At 52.9% G+C, this 24,109-nt stretch carries 21 protein-coding genes; 4 read left to right on the top strand and 17 right to left on the bottom strand.

Annotation, left to right across the window (positions count from 1 at the left end):
* Nucleotides 1-14 precede the first annotated feature (14 nt).
* From ureA to K1I37_RS05885, 9 genes are all read right to left on the bottom strand, one after another.
* A complete protein-coding gene (gene ureA / locus K1I37_RS05925) occupies nucleotides 15-659 on the bottom strand; it encodes an urease subunit gamma (protein WP_021294890.1) in 645 nt (214 codons plus the stop codon).
* A gap of 12 nt (nucleotides 660-671) precedes the next feature.
* Nucleotides 672-1,418, bottom strand: a complete 747-nt coding sequence (locus K1I37_RS05920) for a sulfite exporter TauE/SafE family protein (protein ID WP_021294889.1) — start codon at nucleotides 1,416-1,418, stop codon at nucleotides 672-674.
* 226 nt (nucleotides 1,419-1,644) lie between these two features.
* Entirely contained in the window at nucleotides 1,645-2,169 is a 525-nt protein-coding gene (tpx, locus tag K1I37_RS05915) for a thiol peroxidase (protein ID WP_146822150.1), read from the bottom strand.
* Nucleotides 2,170-2,271: 102 nt separating this feature from the next.
* A complete protein-coding gene (locus K1I37_RS05910; protein WP_021294887.1) occupies nucleotides 2,272-3,270 on the bottom strand; it encodes a hypothetical protein in 999 nt (332 codons plus the stop codon).
* Nucleotides 3,271-3,272: 2 nt separating this feature from the next.
* Nucleotides 3,273-4,307: a phosphodiester glycosidase family protein gene (locus K1I37_RS05905; RefSeq protein WP_021294886.1), complete on the bottom strand. Its 1,035-nt coding sequence runs from the start codon at nucleotides 4,305-4,307 to the stop codon at nucleotides 3,273-3,275.
* Between the two features lie 220 nt (nucleotides 4,308-4,527).
* On the bottom strand, nucleotides 4,528-5,862 hold the full coding sequence (locus tag K1I37_RS05900; RefSeq protein ID WP_021294885.1) for a Rieske 2Fe-2S domain-containing protein: 1,335 nt from the start codon (nucleotides 5,860-5,862) through the stop codon (nucleotides 4,528-4,530).
* A 20-nt stretch (nucleotides 5,863-5,882) separates the two neighbouring features.
* Nucleotides 5,883-7,289 (bottom strand): MFS transporter, encoded by a 1,407-nt coding sequence (locus K1I37_RS05895; RefSeq protein WP_021294884.1) that lies wholly within the window; start codon nucleotides 7,287-7,289, stop codon nucleotides 5,883-5,885.
* A gap of 46 nt (nucleotides 7,290-7,335) precedes the next feature.
* Nucleotides 7,336-7,572 carry a type II toxin-antitoxin system HicB family antitoxin gene (locus K1I37_RS05890; RefSeq protein WP_021294883.1) on the bottom strand — a complete coding sequence of 79 codons (237 nt, stop codon included), beginning with the start codon at nucleotides 7,570-7,572 and terminating at the stop codon, nucleotides 7,336-7,338.
* Nucleotides 7,573-7,629: 57 nt separating this feature from the next.
* Nucleotides 7,630-8,955 (bottom strand): Rieske 2Fe-2S domain-containing protein, encoded by a 1,326-nt coding sequence (locus tag K1I37_RS05885; protein ID WP_161624317.1) that lies wholly within the window; start codon nucleotides 8,953-8,955, stop codon nucleotides 7,630-7,632.
* A 358-nt stretch (nucleotides 8,956-9,313) separates the two neighbouring features.
* On the opposite strand from K1I37_RS05885, the gene K1I37_RS05880 reads away from it, so the two are divergent.
* Nucleotides 9,314-10,219, top strand: a complete 906-nt coding sequence (locus tag K1I37_RS05880) for an acetamidase/formamidase family protein (protein WP_021294880.1) — start codon at nucleotides 9,314-9,316, stop codon at nucleotides 10,217-10,219.
* 105 nt (nucleotides 10,220-10,324) lie between these two features.
* Here the strand turns inward: K1I37_RS05880 and rpoN are convergent, their stop codons facing one another.
* Nucleotides 10,325-11,668 carry an RNA polymerase factor sigma-54 gene (gene rpoN / locus K1I37_RS05875; RefSeq protein WP_021294879.1) on the bottom strand — a complete coding sequence of 448 codons (1,344 nt, stop codon included), beginning with the start codon at nucleotides 11,666-11,668 and terminating at the stop codon, nucleotides 10,325-10,327.
* Nucleotides 11,669-12,134: 466 nt separating this feature from the next.
* Here rpoN and pnuC point away from each other — a divergent pair, with 466 nt between their 5' ends.
* Nucleotides 12,135-12,770, top strand: a complete 636-nt coding sequence (gene pnuC / locus K1I37_RS05870; RefSeq protein WP_021296661.1) for a nicotinamide riboside transporter PnuC — start codon at nucleotides 12,135-12,137, stop codon at nucleotides 12,768-12,770.
* Nucleotides 12,771-12,860: 90 nt separating this feature from the next.
* On the top strand, nucleotides 12,861-14,135 hold the full coding sequence (locus tag K1I37_RS05865; RefSeq protein ID WP_021296662.1) for an APC family permease: 1,275 nt from the start codon (nucleotides 12,861-12,863) through the stop codon (nucleotides 14,133-14,135).
* 88 nt (nucleotides 14,136-14,223) lie between these two features.
* On the opposite strand, the gene K1I37_RS05860 is transcribed toward K1I37_RS05865, so the two are convergent.
* From K1I37_RS05860 to K1I37_RS05830, 7 genes are all read right to left on the bottom strand, one after another.
* Nucleotides 14,224-15,507 carry a M20 family metallo-hydrolase gene (locus K1I37_RS05860; RefSeq protein ID WP_021296663.1) on the bottom strand — a complete coding sequence of 428 codons (1,284 nt, stop codon included), beginning with the start codon at nucleotides 15,505-15,507 and terminating at the stop codon, nucleotides 14,224-14,226.
* A 43-nt stretch (nucleotides 15,508-15,550) separates the two neighbouring features.
* A complete protein-coding gene (locus K1I37_RS05855) occupies nucleotides 15,551-16,123 on the bottom strand; it encodes an asparaginase domain-containing protein (protein WP_223204061.1) in 573 nt (190 codons plus the stop codon).
* A gap of 9 nt (nucleotides 16,124-16,132) precedes the next feature.
* Nucleotides 16,133-17,116: an LLM class flavin-dependent oxidoreductase gene (locus tag K1I37_RS05850; protein ID WP_021296665.1), complete on the bottom strand. Its 984-nt coding sequence runs from the start codon at nucleotides 17,114-17,116 to the stop codon at nucleotides 16,133-16,135.
* A 25-nt stretch (nucleotides 17,117-17,141) separates the two neighbouring features.
* Nucleotides 17,142-18,419: an NAD-dependent dihydropyrimidine dehydrogenase subunit PreA gene (gene preA, locus K1I37_RS05845; protein WP_021296666.1), complete on the bottom strand. Its 1,278-nt coding sequence runs from the start codon at nucleotides 18,417-18,419 to the stop codon at nucleotides 17,142-17,144.
* A 13-nt stretch (nucleotides 18,420-18,432) separates the two neighbouring features.
* The gene (locus tag K1I37_RS05840; protein ID WP_031218685.1) at nucleotides 18,433-19,800 is read right to left on the bottom strand and encodes an NAD(P)-dependent oxidoreductase; all 1,368 of its coding nucleotides are present in this window, start codon (nucleotides 19,798-19,800) and stop codon (nucleotides 18,433-18,435) included.
* Between the two features lie 40 nt (nucleotides 19,801-19,840).
* Nucleotides 19,841-21,286 (bottom strand): dihydropyrimidinase, encoded by a 1,446-nt coding sequence (gene hydA, locus K1I37_RS05835; RefSeq protein ID WP_021296668.1) that lies wholly within the window; start codon nucleotides 21,284-21,286, stop codon nucleotides 19,841-19,843.
* Between the two features lie 75 nt (nucleotides 21,287-21,361).
* Nucleotides 21,362-22,771, bottom strand: a complete 1,410-nt coding sequence (locus tag K1I37_RS05830; protein WP_269078054.1) for an NCS1 family nucleobase:cation symporter-1 — start codon at nucleotides 22,769-22,771, stop codon at nucleotides 21,362-21,364.
* Nucleotides 22,772-23,519: 748 nt separating this feature from the next.
* Here K1I37_RS05830 and K1I37_RS05825 point away from each other — a divergent pair.
* The gene (locus K1I37_RS05825) at nucleotides 23,520-24,098 is read left to right on the top strand and encodes a hypothetical protein (RefSeq protein WP_021296671.1); all 579 of its coding nucleotides are present in this window, start codon (nucleotides 23,520-23,522) and stop codon (nucleotides 24,096-24,098) included.
* Nucleotides 24,099-24,109 lie beyond the last annotated feature (11 nt).

Genomic DNA, 24,109 nt, shown 5'->3' with positions numbered 1-24,109 from the left:
CGTAGGCAGCGCGATCAATCCTTGGTATCGGCAATTCCCCCGTTCACCTCCCCACGAAATCCGTAAATCTGTTGCTCACCGCCAAATTTCACAAGCCCAACTTCCAAGGTGACCCCTGGCTCAAAGCGAATCGCCGTGCCAGACGGAACATCCAACCGATACCCTTGGGTTCCATCGCGCTGAAATTCGAGTGCTTCGTTGACTTCGTAGAAATGATAGTGCGATCCGACTTGGACAGGCCGATCACCCGTATTGCGAACGACGCGCGTGGTGCGCTGCCGTCCGGGCAGCAACGCTATTCCATCCGTATCCGCCGCGTCGACCATCGTCTCGCCCGGCGTAAATGAAGCATCCTCTGCACGGATCGGCGTGTGCACCGTGACAAGCTTTGTTCCATCCGGGAAAGTGGCTTCCACCTGCACTTCACGAATCATCTGGGCCACCCCGGGCATCACATCGTCAGCAGACAACACGTGGCGCGCCGATTCCATCAACTCGGCCACTGTTCGGCCAGCCCGCACTTCCTCCGCGACATACGACGACAACAAAGCGACAGCCTCTGGATAATTGAGCTTCAGGCCGCGTGCACGCCGCTGTTTTGCCAATTCAGCGGCGACAAAAATCAACAATTTATCTCGCTCTTGCATCGTTAAATGCATGCGTGAGCCCTCCTACAACAGCGTTGGCAGCATCGACGCGTATCCCAACGTAAAGGTGGCCCCCATCACCAGGCTATAGGTCACCGTCAATAAGCCCACCGTTTGAACCAGGCGACGATGCCTACGCGCGGTCAAGAACCCTATCAAGCTGATGGCGGTGATGAGCATGTGCGAACACAACAAGCCCATCACGAACAAGAGCACGGCGGAAAAGCCAGCGACCGGCGACGCCAGCCCCGCTGCCGTCGTGAACAACAGCAATTGCGTAGGTGTTTCCGCGCCAATTCCGTGAATCATGCCAATCGACAGCGCCGTTCGCCAAGACACCTGGGTGGACCTGATTGCCCCAGACGTTCGATACCGCTTGCTGAAACGATTTGCCATAAACGAAAACACGCTATAAAAACCGATAAACAGCAACCGCCATCGACTCATCACCACCCACTCGCTTCGATTGCGGATAAGTGAGATAATTAGGAGAATTGCTAGAATTAAAAGCGTAATCCCGACAAATCGCTCCATCACGCCATCAATCCAATGCGGCAAGGTCCACCCGAGTAAAGTCGCGAGCGCACCAAATGCGACAATCACGACCTCATGCCCTATGGCGTACCAAAGTGCGAGAATAAAACCACGCCGTTTGTCCGATTCCCCGCCAACCAAATCGGTGATAGCCGCGATGTGATCCCAGTCAATACCATGCCGAAATCCGAGTACGCCCGCTAGTAAAATGAGTCCCACTATCGTCGCATGACTCACAAAGCGGACCTCCTATTTCTGTAGTACGTTTATCTTACGCATGCATTTTGGAGAAAACAAGAATTTATGTAAAGGAAACTCACATAGACGATGAAAAATTCGGTATTTTCCAATTCAGAGGGTAGTGGATAAACGCCGCACTGGGCACAATTCATCTACGTTGTCTAAACAATAAAGTGAGGGGCATTCGCCACCCACTTTATCGTTTTATCTCAAATGATGTGATTTACTTCGCCGCTTTCGCAGCATCCAACGCAGCTTCATAATTCGGGTGCTCGCCCGCCGCAGGCACGTATTGCACGTAGACAATCTTGTCACTGGAGTCGACCACGAAAACCGCGCGGCTTTCGAGGCGATACTCCTTGATGTGGGTGCCATAGGCATCCCCAAAGCCCATCGTGCGATGGTCGGACAGCGTCATCACGCGCTCGACCCCCGCTGCACCACACCAACGCTTCTGAGCGAACGGCAAATCGGCACTCACGGTCAATACGACCACGTTATCGCCAAGTTTGCTCGCCTCCTCGTTGAACCGGCGGGTTTGTGCATCACAAACGCCAGTATCCAGCGAAGGCACTACGCTGATAATTCGGATTTTCCCCTTGCTGTCCGCCAAGGACACCTCGGACAGGTCATTTGCCACCAACCGAAAATCCGGCGCGGTATCCCCGACCTTCAGTTCAGGACCAATCAACGTAACTGGCTTGTCCGGAAACAAAAATGCTCCTTCTCGCTCATTTGCCACAGGTATTTCCTCCTCTTCACAACACTGGTCTGCTCCCCTGTAGGTCTACAAAATCACGGACACGAAGTCAAGGGGACACGCCGCATCCACACTCTATTATAGTCTTCGTCAGCTGCCGACGACGGTATCGCTCGCAGCAAGCGGATTGACCGTCACCTGACCATCGCCAGAAATGATAATGTGACTGGCCATCGTGGGTGTCGACAGCGTTTTGATCAACGTGGACTCACCGTTTGTATCCTGCCGGTACACCGCCGTCACCAAGCCGTCCTGATTGATCTTTCCGTAGTACAGAACGTTGCCAATGACGTTTATCAACGCCGCGTCCGATTGTACAATTTGCGAATTGACATCGTACTCAGGACTAGTGCTGGTCGTCGTACTCGATTGATCTAGGCGGACCACATCCCAAGTACCGCCCTGATTGACCTCGGCGTACAAATGGTCGCCAGTCTGTGATAATGCGATATTCTTGATATACCCGTCACTAAACGGAACACTTTGGACGTTCTCCATCGTTCCAATATGGTACAACGCACTGGACGTACTCGTGTTGACCAGAACAAACACATCGTTCGTCTGTTGACTATAGGTCACTTTTGTAATTGCCGCGTCAGATGCAAGTGCCGTAAATTCCGGTACGCTAGCCGCAGTCACATCTGCCTGCTGGCCGTTGGAGATGTAGAACGTGTTCAGTTCCAAGTCACCAGGCGCCTTCTGTTCACCAACAAAAATCTCCTCGTCACCAAGCCAACAAAGATACTGAACGGGATACAAATCGCCAGCCTCACTGACCTGTTTGCCCGTATCCAGATCTTCCACGTGCACGACATAGGAGCCATCCGAGGCTGTATCGACGTAGGTCACATACTGACCACCCGGTGACACCGTGACACCTTGATAGGTGCTCTTCAACTGTTGAATGCGCGCTTTCTCCGCCGCAGACAGCGTCACGGGCTCGTCTAAGATATCTTGAATCGCCTGCGCCGTCCCGGCCTGCTCAGACTTAAACAACGTATTGTAGTGATTTAAATACAACACCTGAAAAATGGTCAGCACAACCACAAAGCCCAGGAACAACCGGCCCCACTTTCGTTTCTTGCGCACTCCTACTGCCCCCTGCTTTCCGGCATGACCACAATCGATGTCGCGACACTGCGCGCGCCGGTCAAATCCACCGGTGTATTGACGAGCTTATCGTGATACACCATCGTCGTCGAAGAACCACCGTCGAGATCGACTGCGGTAACCGCGTGGTATTTCAGCATAATCGCCGTGATATCCGACATTGACGCACCCAGGTGCCCATACTGTCCACGCCCGTCGGTGACGACCAGAATCACTTTACCGTCAGCCGTTTGGCCAATTGCCGTACGCGGGTTATAGCCTTGGTCAGGGACCTGTACAGGTTGTCCGTTCAAGACGAGAACCGGACCAAAACTCAAAGCTTCTTGCACATTTTTCTCACGCAAGTCGGCCAATGAGTAATTGCCTGCGATTAGTTGCCCACCACTGGTGAAGGCAATTTCCGCGTGTTTGCCGGTTGAACCAGCCCCGGTAATGACCTTGCCATCGTGCATCGTGATACCCAATGGGTACGCACCGGTTCCCTGTTCGTTCGCGTCAGAGAAGGCCCCCCCATTGACGCCGGCGACGGCGCCCGTATCCTCGACCATTTGCAGCACTGTTTCTCCGCGCTTACCGAGGTATCGCGTGGTGGCGACCTTAATCCGCTTCGGGTCGTCGACAATCATGATGTGCGCAGTGAACGTCTGACCGTTGTACGTCTCCAATTGGATTGATCCGTCGTTGTTATCAAAGTTTTGCGTTCGAATTTCGTCAATCGGCGTCGTCTCCGACACCATTCCGCCATCCGCCAAGGCATGCGCCTCAATCACGGAATTTGGAAGCGTAAATAGTGACAAGGGCCGCAAAAGATATCCATGTCTCGTCTCGTCGAACGTGTCGATGACGTAATTGCGAAGCGATTGAAACGGCCCATGGAATACCCATAGCGACGTAGATACACAGAAATAAATAAAGCAGACAAAAAAGAACACGACCCAGCGCAGTGCCGGTTTGCCTTTTGGAACTTCCGGTTCCTGCTTACGTGTGCCTGGCGGTTGATACCTTCCATGGTACATACTGAGCTTTCACACCCACTTGTCGTTTGATATCAATACTATAACATGCATCGCGATATCGGTCTCCCGGCACCATAAACGCACATGTATCACCCACCCTGCGACCACCCAAAGAACAAAAAATTGAGCGTTGGAGACTCCGCCCTATCGCGCCAAGTCCCCAACGCCCACTCGCACCGCTGTTGATTGCGACAATCTGCCGTCTCCTTTTGCCTGTTCTTTACGGCTGAGGCAGTTGGGCAGCCACTTCCGGATGCTCGACAAATGCCTTTCGCAGCTCTTTTGTATCCTCTATCCAGTCTGCGCCTTCTGGCAACAGTACGCCGCCGGAGCGGTTGCGATACACCTCAGGGTGATCGACACCAGGTGGCACAATCTGTTGTTCCGCCAGTGCCCGAGCCGCAGCCAACAGCCGTCGACGCACGCGAATCACCATCACGTCGGAACTCGCGAGGCGTTCCTGCGTCCGATCATAAATTCCACCCATGCTTTCCTGCATCGCTCTATCTTGCGACGCGAGATACCGAATGCCCGAGTAGCTGTCTGGTTGCCGCTGCAATTCGCGATCAATCAGGTAGTCATTGTCCGCATTCACAGCCGGTCTGAAGCGCCCAAACCAATCGGTCGTCCGCGGCAACATCGGAACTTGCATATCTGGGTATTTTTCGCTATTCCCTTGGATTGGGAGCCGAGACGGCCGCCCGCTCTCCATTTTATCCTTGCGAAGCATGACAAACGACATGGTGTGCGTGTCATCCATCGGTACCCACGCATTCATAATCACGCTATGGCCGAGAACACCCTCCGGCGGCTGGGTGTAAAACGGAAAATTAAAGTGCGCGATGCGCCAGTACACGTAGCCAGGCTTTGCTGGCCGATAGGCGCCGTACATGGCCCCGTAGTCGGTATCGACGACAGAGTAACGGGGCGCTCTATCCTTCACGGTGTAGTGGAGGAACGTCCCCTCCTGCACATCCTCCGGTTGAATCGCGCCGAAGTGTAAGAACCCCGTGTGACTTGTGTCGATCTCGCCCTCCACCGCCTGCAGCCAGTTGGATTCGACATAACTTGGGATGATGACGTACTCTCCCTCTGGGAGCATATTCACCTCGATATCTGGCAGCGGCGGCGGCGTCTCCCGCGGCCCCATATAAGTCCACACTAACCCTCCGCGCTCGACACAGGGGTAAGCCACAGCCTTTACTTTATTTTTGAAGTCGCTTTCAGGCGGCTCGTTCGGCATGTCGATACAACGGCCTTCCACATCAAACTGCCAGCCATGATAGACACATCGCAAGCCGCACTCGCTGTTGCGCCCAAAGAACAAGCTGGCCCCACGGTGTGGACAGTGGTTTTGAATCAGACCCACGCGCCCCATACTGTCGCGGAAACCAATCAGTTTTTCCCCAAGTAGCATGACGCGAACGGGATCGCAGTCAGGTCCAGGCAATTCCGAGGATAACATCGCTGGAATCCAATATTGTCGCATCAGGTTCCCCATCGGGGTGCCTGGTCCAACGCGGCTGATGAATTCGTTATCTTCCTTACTTAACATACAAATACGCTCCCTTCGATTCACTCAATGTTCATCGGCGACTCTGCAGCAGGTGTGGGGCTCGGTATCTCCAACAGTTCTTCAGCTTGCGGAAGCATTTCAAAGTCAACCGTCTCCGGACCGGCTTTGGCGCCAAACCAGGTGAGCAGTCCTGCCACTGCGGTCAGCACCATGACGGTGTACTGATATGGCATGACTTTCCCAAGTCCCAGTAGATAAAAACTATAGAATCCTGGTATCACGCTGGTCAGTGTGGAAATGGCGCTAAATCCGGTGGTTCGGGTGTGAAATGGATAACGCTCCGCGGTGTATGTCAAGACCATTCCGGAAAACGGCGCGATGGTGAGGATAATCATAAAGAATCCCAAAATCCCCACCGCTGCGAACCCCGACTTGGCACCTGCTGCATGAATAGTCAAATAATACAGAATTGTGCAAACAACAAAAATCCAGGCTCCGCCGAATAACAGCATTCGTCTCCGGCCGACTCGCTGACTGAGGGCGCCTAGCACAACGCCAAACACGACAATGCCGATATTCCCATACAACATGAGGCTATCAACTGCCTGAGCTGGCTGATGAAGAATGTTGATGAGCAATGACGGAACAAAGGAGACAGCCGCCTGCACAGCGAACAAATACCCGCTGTACAGCATGAACATCTGACCAAAGGTCTTGAGGTTCGACGTGGCAAATACCTCTTTTAACGGCCTGTTCTTGGTTATCGTGTCGCGATCGCGCTTCTCTGCCTCTCCTGCAAACAACGCGAGCTCGCTGATCCGCGCAATAAAAATCAACAAGATAACCCCTAGAACCACACCCACCAAAAATGGAATTCGCCATCCCCATTGTGTGAATGCTTCCGGAGACAATTTTGAATTGAGAATCAATTGAACAGCACTTAACAAGATGACGCCCGTGGTTGGCGCAACGCCAAGAAGTCCACCGACGAGACCGCGCCATCGCTTCGGCGTTCGTTCTAGTGCGAGAGGCACGGACCCTCCGAGCCCCGCCGCCGAAAAGGCGCCATTTGCCAGGCGCAAAAAGAGGAAAATACCAATGGCCGCATACCCCCACGCCGCATAGCCAGGCATGATTGCCAATAAAAAGGTGCCAATGGTAAACCCAGCCGATGTGACAATCACCAAGCGTTTCCGCCCAATCCTATCGCCGATGGGGCCAATGACCAAACCACCGATGGGCTGTGCCACCATGGAGATGGCAAATGCGATGTTAATCAGCGTCACTTGCACTTCCGGTGACAAAGTAGGCGGTTCAAAATACCCCATTGCGGTCGGTAGGACCAAAACGGGCAAAAACAAGTCGTACGTGTTGAGCATTCCGGCCAGCCAACCAACGAGGATGCTTCGTCTCTTCTCTGGGGTAAATCGTCCACCGAAGATTCCCGCTCCCGGCACAGTAGACATAAAAGTTCCCCTTCCTATCACGGACTCCCAACCAGTCCGTCACAAATTACGCCTCTAGTGGTGGCCGAGGTACCGGAACCGCTTCACCGCGTGCAAGTTTTTCGACAATATAGGCTACGCGAGCGGCTTCCGCCCTTTCTACAGCTTCCACGGCGGATGAAGCCTCCGCAAAGCACCCGGGCAACTCAGGAAATTCAGCATGACGAACCCATCGTCCATCCTCACATTCCCTCGACCAAACCTGCAAAATATACGGGATTGCTAAGTACTCCTCAACCGTCATCAAACACTCATCCTTCCACATGTGTCACCCATTGTTCCACATACCCTACACAGGTGCTTACGGCTGCTGTAATAGCACTTCCGGATGGTCCGTAAACGCTTGGCGCAATTCCTTGGTCGCCTGAATCCAGTCCGCACCTTCCGGGAGAATAATGCTGCCCGAGCGGTTGCGGTATACTGCGGGACAATCGACACCTGGTGGAACCACTTGCCTCTCTGCCAACGCACGCGCTGCTGCCAGCAATCGACGGCGAACCCGAATCACCATCACGTCAGAGACAGCCAGATGTTCCTGCGTCCGGTCATAAATGCTCCCCATGCTCTCTTGCATCGCTCTATCCTGAGCCGGCAAATACGGAATTCCGGAGTAATCCGTCCCATTGCGCTGGCGCGCCCGATCTAATCCATAGTCGTTCGTGGCATTCACGGCGGATACAAAGCGTCCAAACCATTCACTGGTGTTTGGCAACACAGGTGTTTGGACCGTCGGATATTTATCCGCATTTCCCTGAATGGGGTGGCGCCCTGGCCAAGCCTGCTCACGCGGATCTTTGCGAATCATGATGAACGCCATGGTATGATAGTCATCCATGGGAACCCAGGCGTTGGTGATGACGTGATGTCCAAGGATACCCTCTGGCGTCTGCGTGAAGAACGGGAACATGAATTGGGCAATTCGCCAATACGTGTACCCTGGACGCGCCGGACGATATGCGCCATACATCACACCGTAGTCGGTGTCGACCACAGAATACCGTGGAGCGCGGTCTTTCACGGTGTAATGCAGGAAAGTACCCTCCGCCACGTCGTCCGGCTGAATGGAACCAAAATGCAAGAACCCCGAATGACTCGTATCAATCTCGCCTTCGACTGCTTGCAGCCAATTGCATTCCAACATGGTTGGGACAATGGCGCACTCACCCTCCGGCAGTTGATTCACCTCAATGTCTGGCAACGGCGGTAATTCTGCTCGTGGCCCCAGATAAGCCCATACCAGTCCCCCACGCTCCACACAGGGATAAGCTAGAGCTTTCACCTTTCTCTTGAAATCGCTTTCATTCGGTTCGTTCGGCATATCGATGCAATTGCCATGAATGTCAAACTGCCAACCGTGGTAAACGCAACGAATCCCGCAATCTCCGTTTCGTCCAAAAAACAAACTTGCACCACGATGCGGACAGTGATTTTGAATCAGGCCCACGCGCCCCAAGCTGTCGCGAAAAGCAATTAACTTCTCACCCAGCAACATCACGCGAACCGGATCACAGTCCGGCTTGGGAAGTTCAGACGACAACAACGCTGGCACCCAGTACTGCCGCATCAACGTGCCCATCGGTGTACCGGGTCCTACGCGCGTGACCAAATCGTTTTCCTCCCTGGTCAACACACGAATCTCCCTCACTTTCGTATGAAAAATCTGTGTTGTATGAGTTATATTCCCCCTCTCTAAATTTACGTCAACATAATTGCTAACAATTTTATTCAGGGAGCCCCATACGCAAATTCCGCAATTCAACACACATCGCTGATCCACCCAAGCGTCTGATAGCGCTTTCATAAAAGCCGAGGATACCTTCGGATGACGTCATCCTGATTGATCCATATGCTATCGTGAGACCAAAAATTCTGAACTCGAACAAAATATTTGAGAGCCTTCGCCTCTTCATGGCAAACTTCTCTTCCATTTTGCTAACATTTCGTTTATAGTACGACCCACCAATGCCGACGAGGAGGGCCCCTACATGACCACCATGCTATCAACAGAACATTTAATTTACGCGATGTCGCCAAACAACGCGCCCGTAACGCATGTCGAGGACGGTGACACGGTCATCATCCAAACGTGTGACTGCTTTGAGAATCAAATCACAAGCGAAGACCAGGATTTCGTAACCCTTGACTGGGAGCGCATCAACCCAGCCACAGGTCCCATCTACATCAACGGCGCCGAACCCGGCGATTTACTCGTCGTACATATTCAGAAAATTGACTTAGCGAAACAGGGTGTAATGACCACAGGCCCCAACCTCGGCGTGCTCGGGGACGAATTGAACCAAAATGCGATACGCATGGTTCCAATCCAAAACGGCAAGGCCATTTTTTCCGACACGATTGAATTGCCCATCCACCCGATGATCGGCGTGATTGGAACTGCACCGGCGGTGGATAGTATCCCATGTGGCACTCCAGGCAACCATGGCGGCAACATGGACTGTAAGCGCATCACGGAAGGTGCTCGCCTGATCTTGCCAGTGAACGTCCCAGGTGCCTTATTCGCACTTGGCGACCTACACGCTGCGATGGGCGATGGAGAAGTCGCCGTCTGTGGAATTGAAATTGCAGCCACCGTCCAAGTTCAATTCCACGTGCAGAAGGGTAAAAATTGGCCAACGCCCATGCTGGTCAACGACGACCAGATTATGACGATTGCCTCGGAAGAATTGTTGGATGATGCAACGACGCGCGCGGTCAAAAACATGGTTCACTTTCTCGAAGAGACTTGCGGAGTGGACAAGGCGGAAGCGACGTTTCTGCTCAGTGCAGCGGGCGATTTGCGTGTGTGCCAAGTCGTCGATCCGCTAAAGACCGCCCGCTTTGAACTCCCCCGCTGGATAGCGGAGCAGTACGGCTTTACGTTCACGTATTAAAGTGAAACCTGCCTCCCCAACGGCTGTACGTGTGGCCGACGCGCTTTCGGGAAACGCCGTCGGCCAAACAGGCCTCTCCTGCTACATTCCCGGCAGGGCGGGACGCTACATTTCCAGTGAAATGCGTTTACGGCGCAGCGACGTCGGAATGTGCAGTTGTTCCCGGTATTTTGCCACCGTCCGGCGAGAAACGGAGATTCCTTGTGCTTTCATCGCCTGCGCAATATCTGCATCCGAGAGGGGAGAATCCGGTTGTTCTGACGCAATCAAGGACTGTATCGCGAACTTCACCGCCTGCGCTGACACAGCAGAATCGTCACCGCGAATTTCGGCGGTGAAAAAGTACTTGAATTCAAGTACACCTTGTGGCGTATCCATGTATTTCCCGCGTACCGCGCGACTGACGGTCGACTCGTGCAGCTCAACGCGCTCAGCAACCTGCCGCAACGTCAACGGCTTCAATGCACGAGGCCCGCACTCAAAAAAGCTCGATTGAATATCGACAATCGCTTGCGCGACTTTAAGTAGAGTCTCCATGCGTCGCTCCAGACACTGCGTGATCCACTCGATAGACTCGACTTGGCGGCGCAAGAATTGCTGTACCTCCGGATGATGCTTATCTCCCATTAACTTCTGATAGTTTCGATTGACAAAGACGCGACCACGAGCTGTTGCCACATCATATACCTGATAGACATCTCCCACACGGCGCACGACCACTTCAGGCACAATGTATTGCGGTGGTGTATCATCGAGCGTCAACCCTGGACGCGGGTTCAAATTCCGTAAATCGTCCACCGCCTGCTGAATCGCTTCTGGTGACGACTTTAGTCCCTTCACAATGGCCACAAGGCGCCCGCGAGCGACATCCTCCAAATGATTCTCAATGATAGTTGCAACCAGCGCTCGTCGTGAAGCGGGCACAAGTTCCAATTGCAACCGCAAGCATTCTCGTAAATCCCTCGCGCCAATACCTAAAGGCTCCACGCATTGAAGTGCCTGAATGGCCCGTCTCACCTGATGCAGCGAAGCATGACACAAGCCCTGCAGTTCTTCTTCTGACTCGCGCAAGTAACCGTACTCGTCCAACAACCCGATTAAAAATAGGCAAATACGTCGAATCACTTCCGGCAACTGCATCATCCGGATTTGCTCTGTCAGCTTTTCTTCTCTGCTTTGCGTGCTTTTGATGCGCTGGTCAAACGACGACAAAGAAGAATTTTCTGTACTCCCCCGCTGTTTACGCGCGCCGACGACGGATGACCAAGGCAGTTCTCCCATTTTGTACGGCGATTCGTACTCCAATAGCGGATTCTCCAACATCGCCTCTTGCATGAAGGCGTCCAATTCCTCCGTCGTCCATTGCAATGTGTCTAGTGCTTGCTTCATCTGCGCTGTCATCACAAGCCGCTGTGTCTGTTCTTGGACTAAACCATAGTCAACCTGCACCGGAGTCCTCCCCCTTCCATTAAAATGTACCTACAATTCACAAATGTCTCAACAAATATGTCAGAAAACTTAACATAGAGGATGAAATACGTATTGTCAGTCCGAGTTCTCTAACAACTATTGTATAGCATTCGCAATCATATCCAATCAATTTGTTACTGGTATATCTTACTCAAAATCATCCTGCTCCACAGATTCGCAATTCGAATGACGTAAAGTATGAGCGTTTTGCAGAATTAACGTTCACAACGCATTTGACACTATATATAGTGTTCCATTGATATTTCGTACACTATATATGTGCGAGAAACGGTGAAAAATCGAATTCTGCAAAACGCTCAAAGTATAATAAATTGGGCTTTTTTTGTGCTCAATATGAATAAAATTGAGGTTCTTCGCGACCGTGCGAAGTTTTTTTATGTCCGCCTCAGGCAACGCGAGTATTCAATGTTAAAGGAGTTCGTGAATGAACGAAAAAACGCGGAGCATCATCATCAATATTGCTGTGCTTGTCATCTTGTCCGTTGCAGCGTACTTTACAGCTTCCGGCCCCATCAAAATCATCGCATCCATCGGCGGCATCATCTGTGTGTATTTGGTCGCGAAAGAAAGTGTCTGGAATTACCCTGTAGGCTTAATTGGAAACAGTTGTCTCTGTTATACGCTATTCCAAACAAAATTGTATGCCGACGCCATTCTCCAAATTATGTTCATGGTACTGATGGTATTCGGATGGATCTTCTGGTTGACCGGACGCAGTCGCCGTGAACGCGTTCGGCCAGCGAAACACCTCACCACAGTACACGGTGTTGCAATAGGCGTATTTATCGTGATAGCGACCATTATCTGGGGGGGAATCATCAAACAATGGGGTGATCCGGCTCCGTACTTCGACGCCTTCACCTCCATGGTCGGAATTTCGGCGCAATATCTTTTGTCTAGCCGCGTATACGAAAACTGGTACGGATGGTTCGCCTTAAACGGCTTATCCTTGTGCCTGTACGCATATAAAGGGCTGTACCTGTTCTCAGTTTTATACTTTTTCTATTTGCTTATCGCCATCGGTGGCATGATAAAGTGGCGAAAATCGTTCGTACAGTAGATTCGTCGATATTCTTCTGCATCTGAACTGCCGAAACACATCAGATCTAACAGTCACAACTCTCCGCCTCGAACGAAGATATTCCACGACGTGGAAGAAAACTTAAAGCGTGTCCTCCGTACGCCTGAGGTCCTGTTTATTGGTATCAATGGCGTCATCGGCGGTGGCATTTTCTTGTTACCTGGCCAGGTTGCAGGCCTTGCTGGTGATAAATCAATGCTCGCCTACTTACTCGCGGGTATCATCGCTATCTTCATTGGATTATCCTTTTCTGAGGCCAGCAGCATGTTCACGACGACGGGCGGATCGTTCGTGTACGCCGAGCGAGCCATGGGCAAAACCGTCGCCTTCACAGTCGGGTGGATGAGCTGGCTCACATTCATCATCGGTTGGGCTTCACTATCAAACGGTTTGGTCAGTTACCTTTCCGCCTTGGCGCCCGGGGTTGCACCGTATAAAGACCTCATCATCATTGTCCTCGTAGGTCTGCTTTGTTTGTTGAACACGTTTGGGGTTCGACGGGGATCGATGACGGTGCTGTTCTTCTCCATCGTAAAGCTGATTCCGCTTGCGCTACTCATCATGATGGGCCTGTTCTTTGTCACACATGCTGCATCTCCTGCAGGCAATCTTGGTGCTCCGAAGAACTTCGGACAAGCGGTTCTTGTGCTGATCTTTGCCTACGGCGGCTTTGAGATGGCAACCATTCCACAGGGTGAAATGGTGAATCCTCGCAAATCCGTGGCAATTGGCGTCATCGGTACGCTTGTTGGCGTGACGCTGTTTTATATGTTAATTCAGGTTGCGGCGCAGCGGCTCGATCCCGCTCTCTCAGCATCCACTGCCCCGCTGGCAGACGCGGGCCGTGCCATGTTTGTCGGAGGCGCCACGGTCATGACAATCGGTGCAGTCCTTTCCATCTTCGGCACGAAAAGCGGCATCGCGTTGTCGTCACCGCGTATTGTGTACGCACTGTCGTTCAACCGCTCGTTGCCTGGCGTGCTCGCAAAGATTTCGCCACGGTTCCAAACACCAGTCGTGGCGATTTGGACCACAGGCATTTTGGTCATGATTCTTGCCTGCACAGGCACGTTTCAACATCTTGTCTTGCTGAACGTCGCAGCTCGCTTATACGAGTACTTGCTGGTCTGCATTGCGGTCATCGTTCTACGCATCCGTGCCAAAGATGCGCATCGGCCGTTCAAGCTGCCACTTGGAATGACAATTCCAGTCATCGCTGCAGCGCTCTGTGTGTGGCTACTCTGCCAAGAATCTGGCAGCCAGCTCCTCGCTGCCTTAATCGCTCTGGTGGTTGGTTTGATTCTGTACGCCATCAGCCGTGCAACACAGCGGAATGCAAACTGATTTATATTGCCAAAAACCGCCACGTTCAGCGTGGCGGTTTTTTTGTAAGTCTCGAATCCCCTGTTACGTCCGTGAGGTCGTAAACCGTTCACAGCATCGGCTGACTCACCATTCCCGTTTCCATCGAAGCCCGACGACGGAGTTCCTTTGTCACCCGCAGCGCAGTCTGACATAGCAGTTGCGTCCCGAGTGCCAAATCTGCATCGGATGAAAATTCAGCTGGATTGTGACTGATTCCGTCTTTCGACCGGACAAAGATCATGCCATAGTCGCAGACGTAAGAAGCAGCGAGCGCGTCATGAAATGGCCCGCTCATTAACTCTGGACACCCGTCGACAAGGCCCACGCTCTCCTCGCGAATGAACTGTTTAATCCACTCCGCACAATAGCGAGGCTCACTATTCGTATCCTCGCGAATTTCATACTGAAGTCCATAGCGCCCAACCACGCGTTCAATGGCATCCCGCAACTGCGCTTCATAGCGATTCCGTCGGTCCAGGTCGATATCGCGCAAATCAACCGTAAATTGTACTTCCTCCGGAATAATATTCCTGGAATTCGGAAAAATAGTCATGTTGCCGACCGTCCCAACCGTCTGTATACCCTTTTCTTGCGTCACAATCTCATTCAACGCGACAATCGTCTCTGCTGCGCCCACTAATGCGTCGCGGCGTAAATCCATCGGCACTGACCCCGCGTGTCCAGCAAATCCGCGCAGCGTAACAGTCCACCAAATGGGACCAGCAATACCAGAGACGATACCAATAGGTTTCCCCTCACGCTCCAAGATGGGTCCTTGCTCAATGTGCAATTCGAGATAACAGCCGACGGCACCATCTGGATACACACAAGAGGCAATTTGTGTTGGGTCACAACCAAAATCCCGCAATGCCTGCTCGCGCGTTATCCCGTCCTTGTCGGTTCTCGCCAACTCGCCCGGTTCCAATTGCCCAAATATCGCGCGGGATCCAAATAACCCTTTATTAAATCGCCAACCCTCTTCATCGCAAAACGCCACCACTTCAATGGGAACATCGGGGATTACACCATGCTCAGTCATCGTCGCAACAGATTCGATTGCCGCCAGCACCCCAGCCGTTCCATCGAATCGTCCGCCGTACGGCTGCGAATCGAGATGTGAGCCCATCATCAACATCGGACCATCACACTTGCCTTCCTTGCGGCCAATTAAGTTGCCACAGTCATCGATACGTACCGTCATCCCCGCTTCTCGCATCCACTCCGACACCACAGCGAACGCCTCTTTTTCAACATTGGACAACGTCGGCCGACAGACACCGGTTTCCCCAATTTTCCCGTACTCCGCCAACTGCACAAAGTGACGCCGCAATCGTTCGCTTTGAATTTGCATCATATTCCCCTCCAACGGATAAAAATTTGGGACAAAGACCGTATCAATACTGGTCAAAGAACGCCTGAATCGAATGGACGTCGTTTGTTTTCTCGAGGGCAAGCATGAGCAAAATGCGCGCCTTTTGAGGAGTGAGATTATCGGCACTAACAAAACCATGCGCCGTGTATTTCGCCAGTGGAAGTACGCGGCCATTGCCCAAACGATTGCTCCGCACGACCATGACGCCCGCAGCGCGCGCTGTTTGCAACGCCGCCATCTCGGCGCTCGAGACGAGTCCTGCCCCTGTACCGGCCACGACGATCCCCCTTGTGCCCGCCTCACAAGCAGCATTGATGAACGCGCCATCCGCCCCAGCGTACGAGTAAACAATGTCTACTCGCGGCCACGTCGCGACGCTCGTTCTAGAAAACGCCGATCTCGACGTATGCAACCGCGCCACATCACGGTAAAAAACAACTTCTCCGTTGGCATCGACATATCCGAGGAAACCGAGTTGACCAGATTGAAACGTCTCCAGTCGATATGTGTTGGTTTTTGCGACCTCGCGGGCACTGTTGATCTCGTCGTTGAGCACGACCAATACACCCTTGCCCACCGCGTAGACTGGGCGCATACCCATGCATTAAGAAGACAGAACGTCGAGTGCCGATTTGCGCACTGCAGGAATCACCATGCGACCGAATGTTTCGACATCTGTTAAAAAATCTGGAAACGTCACTAGCACACCATCCACATCCGTGTCTGTCTCCAACGCGAGCAGATAATCGGACACCGTTTCGTACGATCCAATGATCGTCGGTGTAATAAATACATTTTCTTTGTTCATCATCTTTGCGGTGGAGCCACTCGGATCATTGCCCGAAGCTTCGACCACCCCCTTAAATGCGCCAAAATCTGCATGGTCTGCGTACAATTTCGCCATCGCCTGCGCCATTTGTTTCGTCTTCTGACTCAACGCCTTACAGCCTGCGAAGTCCGCCGCAACAAAGCTGATATCTGCATGTTCGACTGTAAACCTCAGTCCTCTATCCGACATGCCGGCACACACAATCGGTAGACTTGGTTGTTGGCGGGGCGTTGGTAAACACAAACAGTCGTCCAGATGATAATGCTCGCCCTTATAGGTCGCACGGCCGTCCTTCCACAGCATTTTGACGACGTTCAACCACTCTTCCGCATAGTCATATCGCTGATTGTAATACGCATCACCTGGCCACAACCCTATCTGCGCGTATTCGTACTTGTTCCAACCCGTAATGACATTGATACCAAACCGCCCACCGCTGATATCGTCAATGGTCATCGCCATACGCGCCGCCATTGCGGGGTGCAACGTGAGTGGCTGAATCGTTCCGTACAGACGAATTCTATCTGTGACGGACGCGAGTCCAGCCATCAAACTGAGTGAGTCTAATGCGTAGTCCCAATGTTCCGTCTCCCCTCCATAGCCGCGGTACTTGACCATCGAGAGCGCGAAATCAAATCCAACTTCCTCCGCCTTCATCGTCACATGGCGGTTTAGCTCAAAGGTCGGCATGTATTGCGGAGAAGCTTTTGAAATAATCCATCCGTTATTCGCAATCGGCAGGAACACGCCAAATTCCATTCCATAACCTCCCGATAAAGCCTTGTTATCGGTTGCCGTGTGCAACAGTATCCTGGAGATCGCTCCAAGTCACTGCGTCCAGCCCATTATCAACAACTTCCATCGTGATACACCCATCTACCGGACAAACTTCATAACACAAATTGCACCCCACACATTCGTCACGAACGACTTCAAGGTGATAACGCGATTTGCCATCTTCTTTGTTCGCAATCATTTGAATCGCTTGGTGCGCACTATCCTCACACGCCACGTAACACTTGTTGCAGCGAATGCATGTATCCTCATCAATCTTCGCAACTGTCTGGTAACGGAGATTGAGACGATTCCAGTCACCGTACTTGCCAGTTGCCTGACCAACCAAATCCATTGCCCGCAAAATCCCTTTGTCGTCGAGGTAATTATTCAGTCCATCCAGCATGTCCTCGACAATTCGAAACCCGTGATGCATGACGGCTGTACAAACCTGTACAGAAGTCGATCCCATCAGCATAAACTCTACGGCATCCCGCCAATCGCTGATCCCTCCCATGCCCGAAATCGGAATCCCCACCAGCGGATCCTTAGCACACTCGGCAACCATATGCAAAGCGATAGGCTTTACGGCCGGGCCGCAATATCCTCCGTGTGCCCCGCGCCCATCAATGTGCGGAATCGTGTTCCACGTGTTGAGATCTACCCCCATCAGGGAATTAATCGTGTTAATCATGCTAACCGCATCTGCTCCACCCGCCCGAGCTGCCTGCGCCGTCACGCGAATATCCGTAATGTTTGGCGTGAGCTTGGCAATGACCGGCACGGTTGCGGCCTCTTTCGCCCATTCCGTCTGCATTTTCACAAGATCCGGATGCTGCCCCACCGCTGCGCCCATCCCGCGTTCCGCCATACCGTGCGGACAGCCGAAATTCAGCTCAAATCCATCGACTCCCGCATCCTGCGTGCGTTTGATGACCTCATGCCACAAATCGCGCTTTGGCTCAATCATGATGGAAGCAATCACTGCTCGGTCTGGAAAACGTCGTTTCACCTCGGCAATTTCGCGCAGGTTATCTGCCAGCGGCCGATCAGATATCAATTCAATATTGTTAAACCCAACCATTCGCTGTCCGTGAAGCCGCAGTCCGGCGAATCGCGATGTGGTATTCACAATCGGCTTATCAGTCAACGTCTTCCAAACGACACCGCCCCACCCAGCTTCAAACGCCCGCATCACTTGGTACCCACTGTTTGTCGGAGGCGCAGAAGCGAGCCAAAACGGATTCGGCGATGAAATACCTGCGAAATTGACCCTCAAATCTGCCACACGTGAAACCTCCTTAGACAGCGCCCTCGCTGGCAAATGTTGCGCTCAACGTCCGGTGAATCGCGTCAGCCGCCCGCTTGCCTTGTTCCACCGCGAGAACCACTGTCGCTTCCTCATAACCGCCCCCCGCGAAGGTGCAATCCCCCGCGGCGAACACGTTCTCGCGGGAGGTTTGCATCCTGTCATTGATTTCCACGATGCCGCCGTGGTGCTGGATGCCAAAGTGATCGAACAATTGAATCAACTTCTCCTGACCGATAGCCATCACGACGTTATCCGCTTGGATCATCAATTCAGATCCGGGAACAGGCTCTGGGTTCCGCCGGCCTTTCGCATCTTCAGCACCGAGGCGCATCCGCCGACATTCAATGGCTTCCACCTGATTGCTGCCAACAATCCGAACCGGTGCAATCAGCCAGCGAAACTCAACCCCATCCATCTTGGCGAAATCGTACTCAAATGGGTAGGCGGTCATCTCATTCTCCGTCCTCCGGTACAAAATCTGAACGATTTCGGCACCCAGACGCTTCGCTGTCGTCGCGGCGTCGATAGCGGTATTGCCAGCGCCGATCACAACGACTTTACGCCCAATCGAGACATGTTCAGAGCCTTTGTCCTTTGTCGCGCGAATCAATTCCAGTGCGTCCATCACCCCTGGTAGTGACTCCCCTTCAATACCTAATTGCTGTATCCGACCGAGTCCAACTGCAATCAATACTGCGTCATACACCTGGAGCAGATGCTCAGCGGTCACATCCTGCCCCACCGTCACACCTGTGCAAATCTCGACGCCCAATTGCTCTATCTGCCGGACTTCCCAAAGTGCAATCGCTTGTGGCAAACGAAATGGCGCGACGCCGTACGTGTTGAGTCCACCTGCCTTGTCGTCCTGTTCATACATGGTGACGCCGTAGCCCCATCGCGCCAGTTCGCGTGCGGCGCTCAACCCAGCAGGGCCTGCCCCCACGATGGCAACACGCAACCCGTTGTCCACGCCCCTGTGATACATCTGAATATCTAGATGCGCCATCAGGTGATTTGTGGCATGGCGCTGCAATTGTCCAATCATCACCGGCGTGCTCAACTCATTCAATACGCACGCCCCCTCGCAAAGCGCTTCAGTCGGGCAAACGCGCGCGCAACTAGCGCCCAAAGGGTTCGCGTCAAAAATGGTCTTGGCCGATCCGGTCAAATTACCCGTAGCAATTTTACGAATGAACATAGGCACATCAATCCCAGTTGGACAGGCGGCGGTACACGGTGCATCCTCGCAAAACAAGCAGCGATTCGCTTCCAGTACCGCTTCGGCGCTCTTTAACGCAGGCACGACCTCAGCAAAATTTGCAAGAATATCATTCCCAGCACGTCGATGCATCCTCATCGCCTCCTCACGCTCCGGTCACATCCAAAGTCCAATCGAATTAAGCGAACAAATGATGGATCTGCTCTGCAGCGCTCGCTGTCACTTCCCGCTCTGTCGAATACGCCGCACCGTATGGGTTCGCATGAACAAACTGCCCATCGCGAAGGTCACCAACGTACGCCCCCTCCGTGACAATCACCTTCCCACGAAGCAGGACATGGCGCGGCGCTCCATCGATTCGAAATCCTTCGTACACGCTGTAGTCGCTGTTTTGCTTTTGGTTCGCAGCGGTGATGGTCTGTTCTACAGCGGGATCAAACACCACGATATCTGCATCCGTCCCAACGGCGATGGTCCCCTTTTTCGGGAACAGCCCCATGTACTTCGCAGGGTTGGTAGAGGTCAATTCCACCAATTGATTCAGCGAAATCCGCCCCGTCTTTACGCCGTACGTGTACAGGAGCTGGATCCAATTTTCGATCCCACCCACGCCGTTCGGAATCTTCCGAAAATCATGCGCACCCAAGTGTTTCTGCTGTGCAAAATTGAACGAACAGTGATCTGTCCCGATGGCCTGAAGCGTACCGTTCGCCAGCCCGTGCCAAAGCTTTTCTTGATTAAGCGCGGCCCGGAGCGGCGGTGAACAAACGTATTTGGCGCCCTCAAAATCAGGTAGAACGAGATAGGACTCATCCAGCAGCAAATACTGCGGACAAGTTTCCGCAAACACCGGTTGCCCTGCTGCCCGCGCACGCCTGACTTCCTCCAGCGAATCCAGGCCCGATACATGCACGATAAAAATCGGCGCATCCGCCACTTTTGCGAGGGCAATCGCACGCCTGGTAGCTTCCGCCTCAATCTCGATAGGACGGCTGACCGCATGGTATTTTGGCTCTGTTTTACCCGCCGCTATCAACTGCCGCTGTAAGATGTCAATGGCATCCCCATTCTCAGCATGGACCATCACCAGTGCCCCGACGTCCCTCGCCACCTGTAAGGTAGTCAACAGCGTCGCGTCATCCACCATCGTTTCTCCCTTGTACGCCATAAATAGTTTCAGTGTCGCGACGCCAGATTGGACAATATGTGCAATTTCGTCCAGCACGGCGTCGGTGAGATCGGTAATCGCCACATGCAAACTGTAATCTATCGCCGTTCGCCCATCGGCGCGCCGCTTCCAAACCTCCGCCGTGTGCGCCAGCGTATCGCCTTTTTCCTGTTTCGCGAAATCGACAATCGTCGTCGTGCCACCGATAGCCGCGGCCACCGTCTCCGTGTTCCAATCCGCCGTCACGGTTCCATTAAACGGCATGGCCATGTGCGTATGTTCGTCGATCGCGCCCGGAAACACATAACACCCGGTCGCATCGATCACCTCGGCATCACGCTCTGGGCGCAAATTTTGCCCAATCTGCACGATCCTCTCATCCTCAACGAGAATATCCCCTTGATAGGTATCCGCGGCCGTCACAATTACACCCTGTTTGATTAAGGTCTTTGGCATCCTGATTCTCCTTCTTCCGGGGGATTCGTCATTTGTGATTGATTGCTGGTGATGTTGCTGTGATTCGATACGACATCAATTCTCTTCGAACATACCGACAGCAACAGGTTCAATGGCTTCAACGCTCATCGACGACCGCATCAACAACACGTATGCCACGCCGCCGACAATGACGCCAATGAACCACGAATAGGTGTAGAGGATGGACAACACTGGCACGACCAAACCGATAAACGCAGCGATAAGCCCAATGACCAGTGCTCCAATTGCTCGGAGATTCCAGCCATTGGTATACCGATACTCGCTATCGCTTCGATAGAAGCTCAAGACGTCGTACTTGCGCCGTTTAATCATGAAGAAGTCTGCTAACATGATGCCCGCGACTGGACCAAGTCCGCCACCAATCGCGTTGAGGACACTGAAGATGACGCCACCGTTGTCGTACCAAAGCCACGGGGCGAAGCACAGGCCGATAACCACTGAAATCACACCGGCGCGAACAAAGTTCAGCTTTTTGGGAAACAGGTTCACGAGGTCATAAGCCGGAGAGACGACGTTCGCTGCAACGTTGACAGATAACGTCGCAATCAGCAGCGCGAACGCGCCGAACATCAAAACGATTGAATTGTTGAATTTGCCCAACAATTGGACCGGATCAGTCACGGCGGTCCCAAATGCAATCAACGTGCCGGACGTAATCACAATGCTCATCACCGAAAACAAGATAGCCGTACCAGGCAACCCGATAGCTTGACCGACGATTTGATCTTTCTGCGACCGCGAAAACCGTGTCAGGTCGGGAATGTTTAACACTAGCGTACTCCACGTGCCTACAAGGCCAGTCACCGACAATCCAAAAGCCTGCCAAAACGCGACGCCATGCAATTTCGACGGCTGTGTGAAAGCAGGACCGAAGCCATGCGCTACCGTAATCGACCAGACCACCAGACAAAGCCCTAAAACAATCACGAGTGGCCCTGCCCACAATTCGAAGTACTTGACGCGATTGATACCGTGCGACACGACCCAAATGTGCAATAACCAGAACAACGCCACTGCGATGGCCGTGTTCAGCCCCATCCCAATGATGTGATAGTGCCCCAACGAAGCCCAGCCTGGAATCAGCGCACCAAATACCGCACCGACCGCCTCACTCCCGGCGTACGCCTGAATCGAAAACCAGAATATTGCGACAAATGCGCGGACAAAAACAGGGATTTGCGCGCCTTTGTGTCCGAACGCCGCGCGGACGAGCACTGGAAACGGCAAACCGTACCTGGCTCCTGCGACACTATTGAGGCACATGGCGACAATCAAAACCGCATTGGCCACGATGACCGTCAATAGCGCCTGCCAGACACTCATGCCCAGACTGAGCAAACTCGCCGCCGTTTCGTACGCGACAATATTGTGCACCATTCCCATCCATACCGTCGTAAAGTTCAACCATCCCCACGTGCGCTGTTCGCTCGAAACGGGTGCCAAGTCTTCGTTGTACAGCGTGGGGTCAATGTCGTATTGAACCTCTACCCGCAGAGCAGTTTAAGCCATTCCCTTCTCCTCCTTTGCGTTCACACTCACGTACACTTTCGCGACTCCTGCTGTCTCTTCATCTGTAGCGTTAATGCTAAGGAACAACCGCTGCCCAGTCAACAGATTATGTAAAGTAACCTTACAATCATCTGAAAAATTTGTTGAATAGGTGGTGTTTCGAACGAAATGACACGCGAGAGGAGATAGGTTTTCTGACACAGTGGCCGTCTCCCCTACTTGCATGGTGGTGTTCATCGCGGTGTGAATGGCATGATGGGGGGTCTCACGTGGGAATTACCGTCGCGATGTCTCCCCTTATCGTGGAGGGATCCGCTGCCCGATGCTCGCATCGGCTGTCTTATTAAGACACCGGAGCGTTCCAAGCCGTCGATAAGACACGAAAACTGCCCTAATCGCTGACTTTTCGCCCTTCCGGGCAGCCTTTAAGTAAATAGGGTATTTTTTCTACCCTAATTGCGCGAAATCTCGCTAATCTCCGGAAATAGAGTCGATATTTTGTCTTATTGCGCCTCCACTGCCGCATGACACCGCCGGATCCCGTCCGCCGCCCACGATCCCGCCCACGATCCCGCCCGCGCTCCCGCGCCGCCGGCCACCCCGCGCCCACACCCGTCTCAAGCGGTTTTCAACATTTTCATACTACCATGGACAAATGCGCCACAAAGGAGGAGATAAAACGTTGGGAAAGCGTCACCTATATGAAATCGATCTCATGCGCGCATTCATCATGCTCGCCGTATTGTCCGTGCACACAACGTCATTTTTTCTGTCAATGAGCAAGCACATGGCGAACACCCTGCTGATGGCGGCATGCACATTCGTTCTGCCACATGTCCACTACGCGAAGTTGCCGACCGTGATCGCAAATGCGGATCGCTATCGCAGTGAAATCTTCCTGACCTATCAGTTCTGGTTCGTGGCAGGGGGCATCCTCGCCTGTCACTACGACAACGTGTGCGCGTTCATCAAACGGCACAGCCGACTCGTCCTGATTGCGTTATGCTGTGCCGTTCCGGTCGTATGGGCCCACTACTTGTTCGATCGACTGATACTACATGAAGTCGAAAGCATCTCGGAAGCCGTACTCCAACCCATTATGGTTCCCTATAGCCTACTCGTCACGGCCATCCTGTGGTACGCAGGGATTCGCTGGTCAGTCCGCCGGCTTGAGGCCCGCTGGCTTTCAAAGATGCCCTATTTGGCGTACCTCGTGGGCCGCAAACGCCAGCCTTCGATGCGCAAATCCACATTCGCGTAATTTCTGTCCCG

The organism is Alicyclobacillus acidoterrestris (assembly GCF_022674245.1).
Taxonomy (GTDB): domain Bacteria; phylum Bacillota; class Bacilli; order Alicyclobacillales; family Alicyclobacillaceae; genus Alicyclobacillus; species Alicyclobacillus acidoterrestris.
The sequence above is the reverse complement of the archived record's forward strand: the minus strand, read 5'-3'. Positions and strand labels throughout refer to the sequence as shown.

Bases quoted from the DNA above. Each gene is read 5' to 3' on its own strand.
- ureA (WP_021294890.1), bottom strand. From the start codon at position 659: ATGCATTTAACGATGCAAGAGCGAGATAAATTGTTGATTTTTGTCGCC.
- K1I37_RS05905 (WP_021294886.1), bottom strand. From the start codon at position 4,307: ATGTACCATGGAAGGTATCAACCGCCAGGCACACGTAAGCAGGAACCG.
- K1I37_RS05900 (WP_021294885.1), bottom strand. From the start codon at position 5,862: ATGTTAAGTAAGGAAGATAACGAATTCATCAGCCGCGTTGGACCAGGC.
- K1I37_RS05895 (WP_021294884.1), bottom strand. From the start codon at position 7,289: ATGTCTACTGTGCCGGGAGCGGGAATCTTCGGTGGACGATTTACCCCA.
- K1I37_RS05890 (WP_021294883.1), bottom strand. From the start codon at position 7,572: ATGACGGTTGAGGAGTACTTAGCAATCCCGTATATTTTGCAGGTTTGG.
- K1I37_RS05880 (WP_021294880.1), top strand. From the start codon at position 9,314: ATGACCACCATGCTATCAACAGAACATTTAATTTACGCGATGTCGCCA.
- pnuC (WP_021296661.1), top strand. From the start codon at position 12,135: ATGAACGAAAAAACGCGGAGCATCATCATCAATATTGCTGTGCTTGTC.
- K1I37_RS05860 (WP_021296663.1), bottom strand. From the start codon at position 15,507: ATGCAAATTCAAAGCGAACGATTGCGGCGTCACTTTGTGCAGTTGGCG.
- K1I37_RS05855 (WP_223204061.1), bottom strand. From the start codon at position 16,123: ATGCGCCCAGTCTACGCGGTGGGCAAGGGTGTATTGGTCGTGCTCAAC.
- K1I37_RS05850 (WP_021296665.1), bottom strand. From the start codon at position 17,116: ATGGAATTTGGCGTGTTCCTGCCGATTGCGAATAACGGATGGATTATT.
- K1I37_RS05840 (WP_031218685.1), bottom strand. From the start codon at position 19,800: ATGAGGATGCATCGACGTGCTGGGAATGATATTCTTGCAAATTTTGCT.
- hydA (WP_021296668.1), bottom strand. From the start codon at position 21,286: ATGCCAAAGACCTTAATCAAACAGGGTGTAATTGTGACGGCCGCGGAT.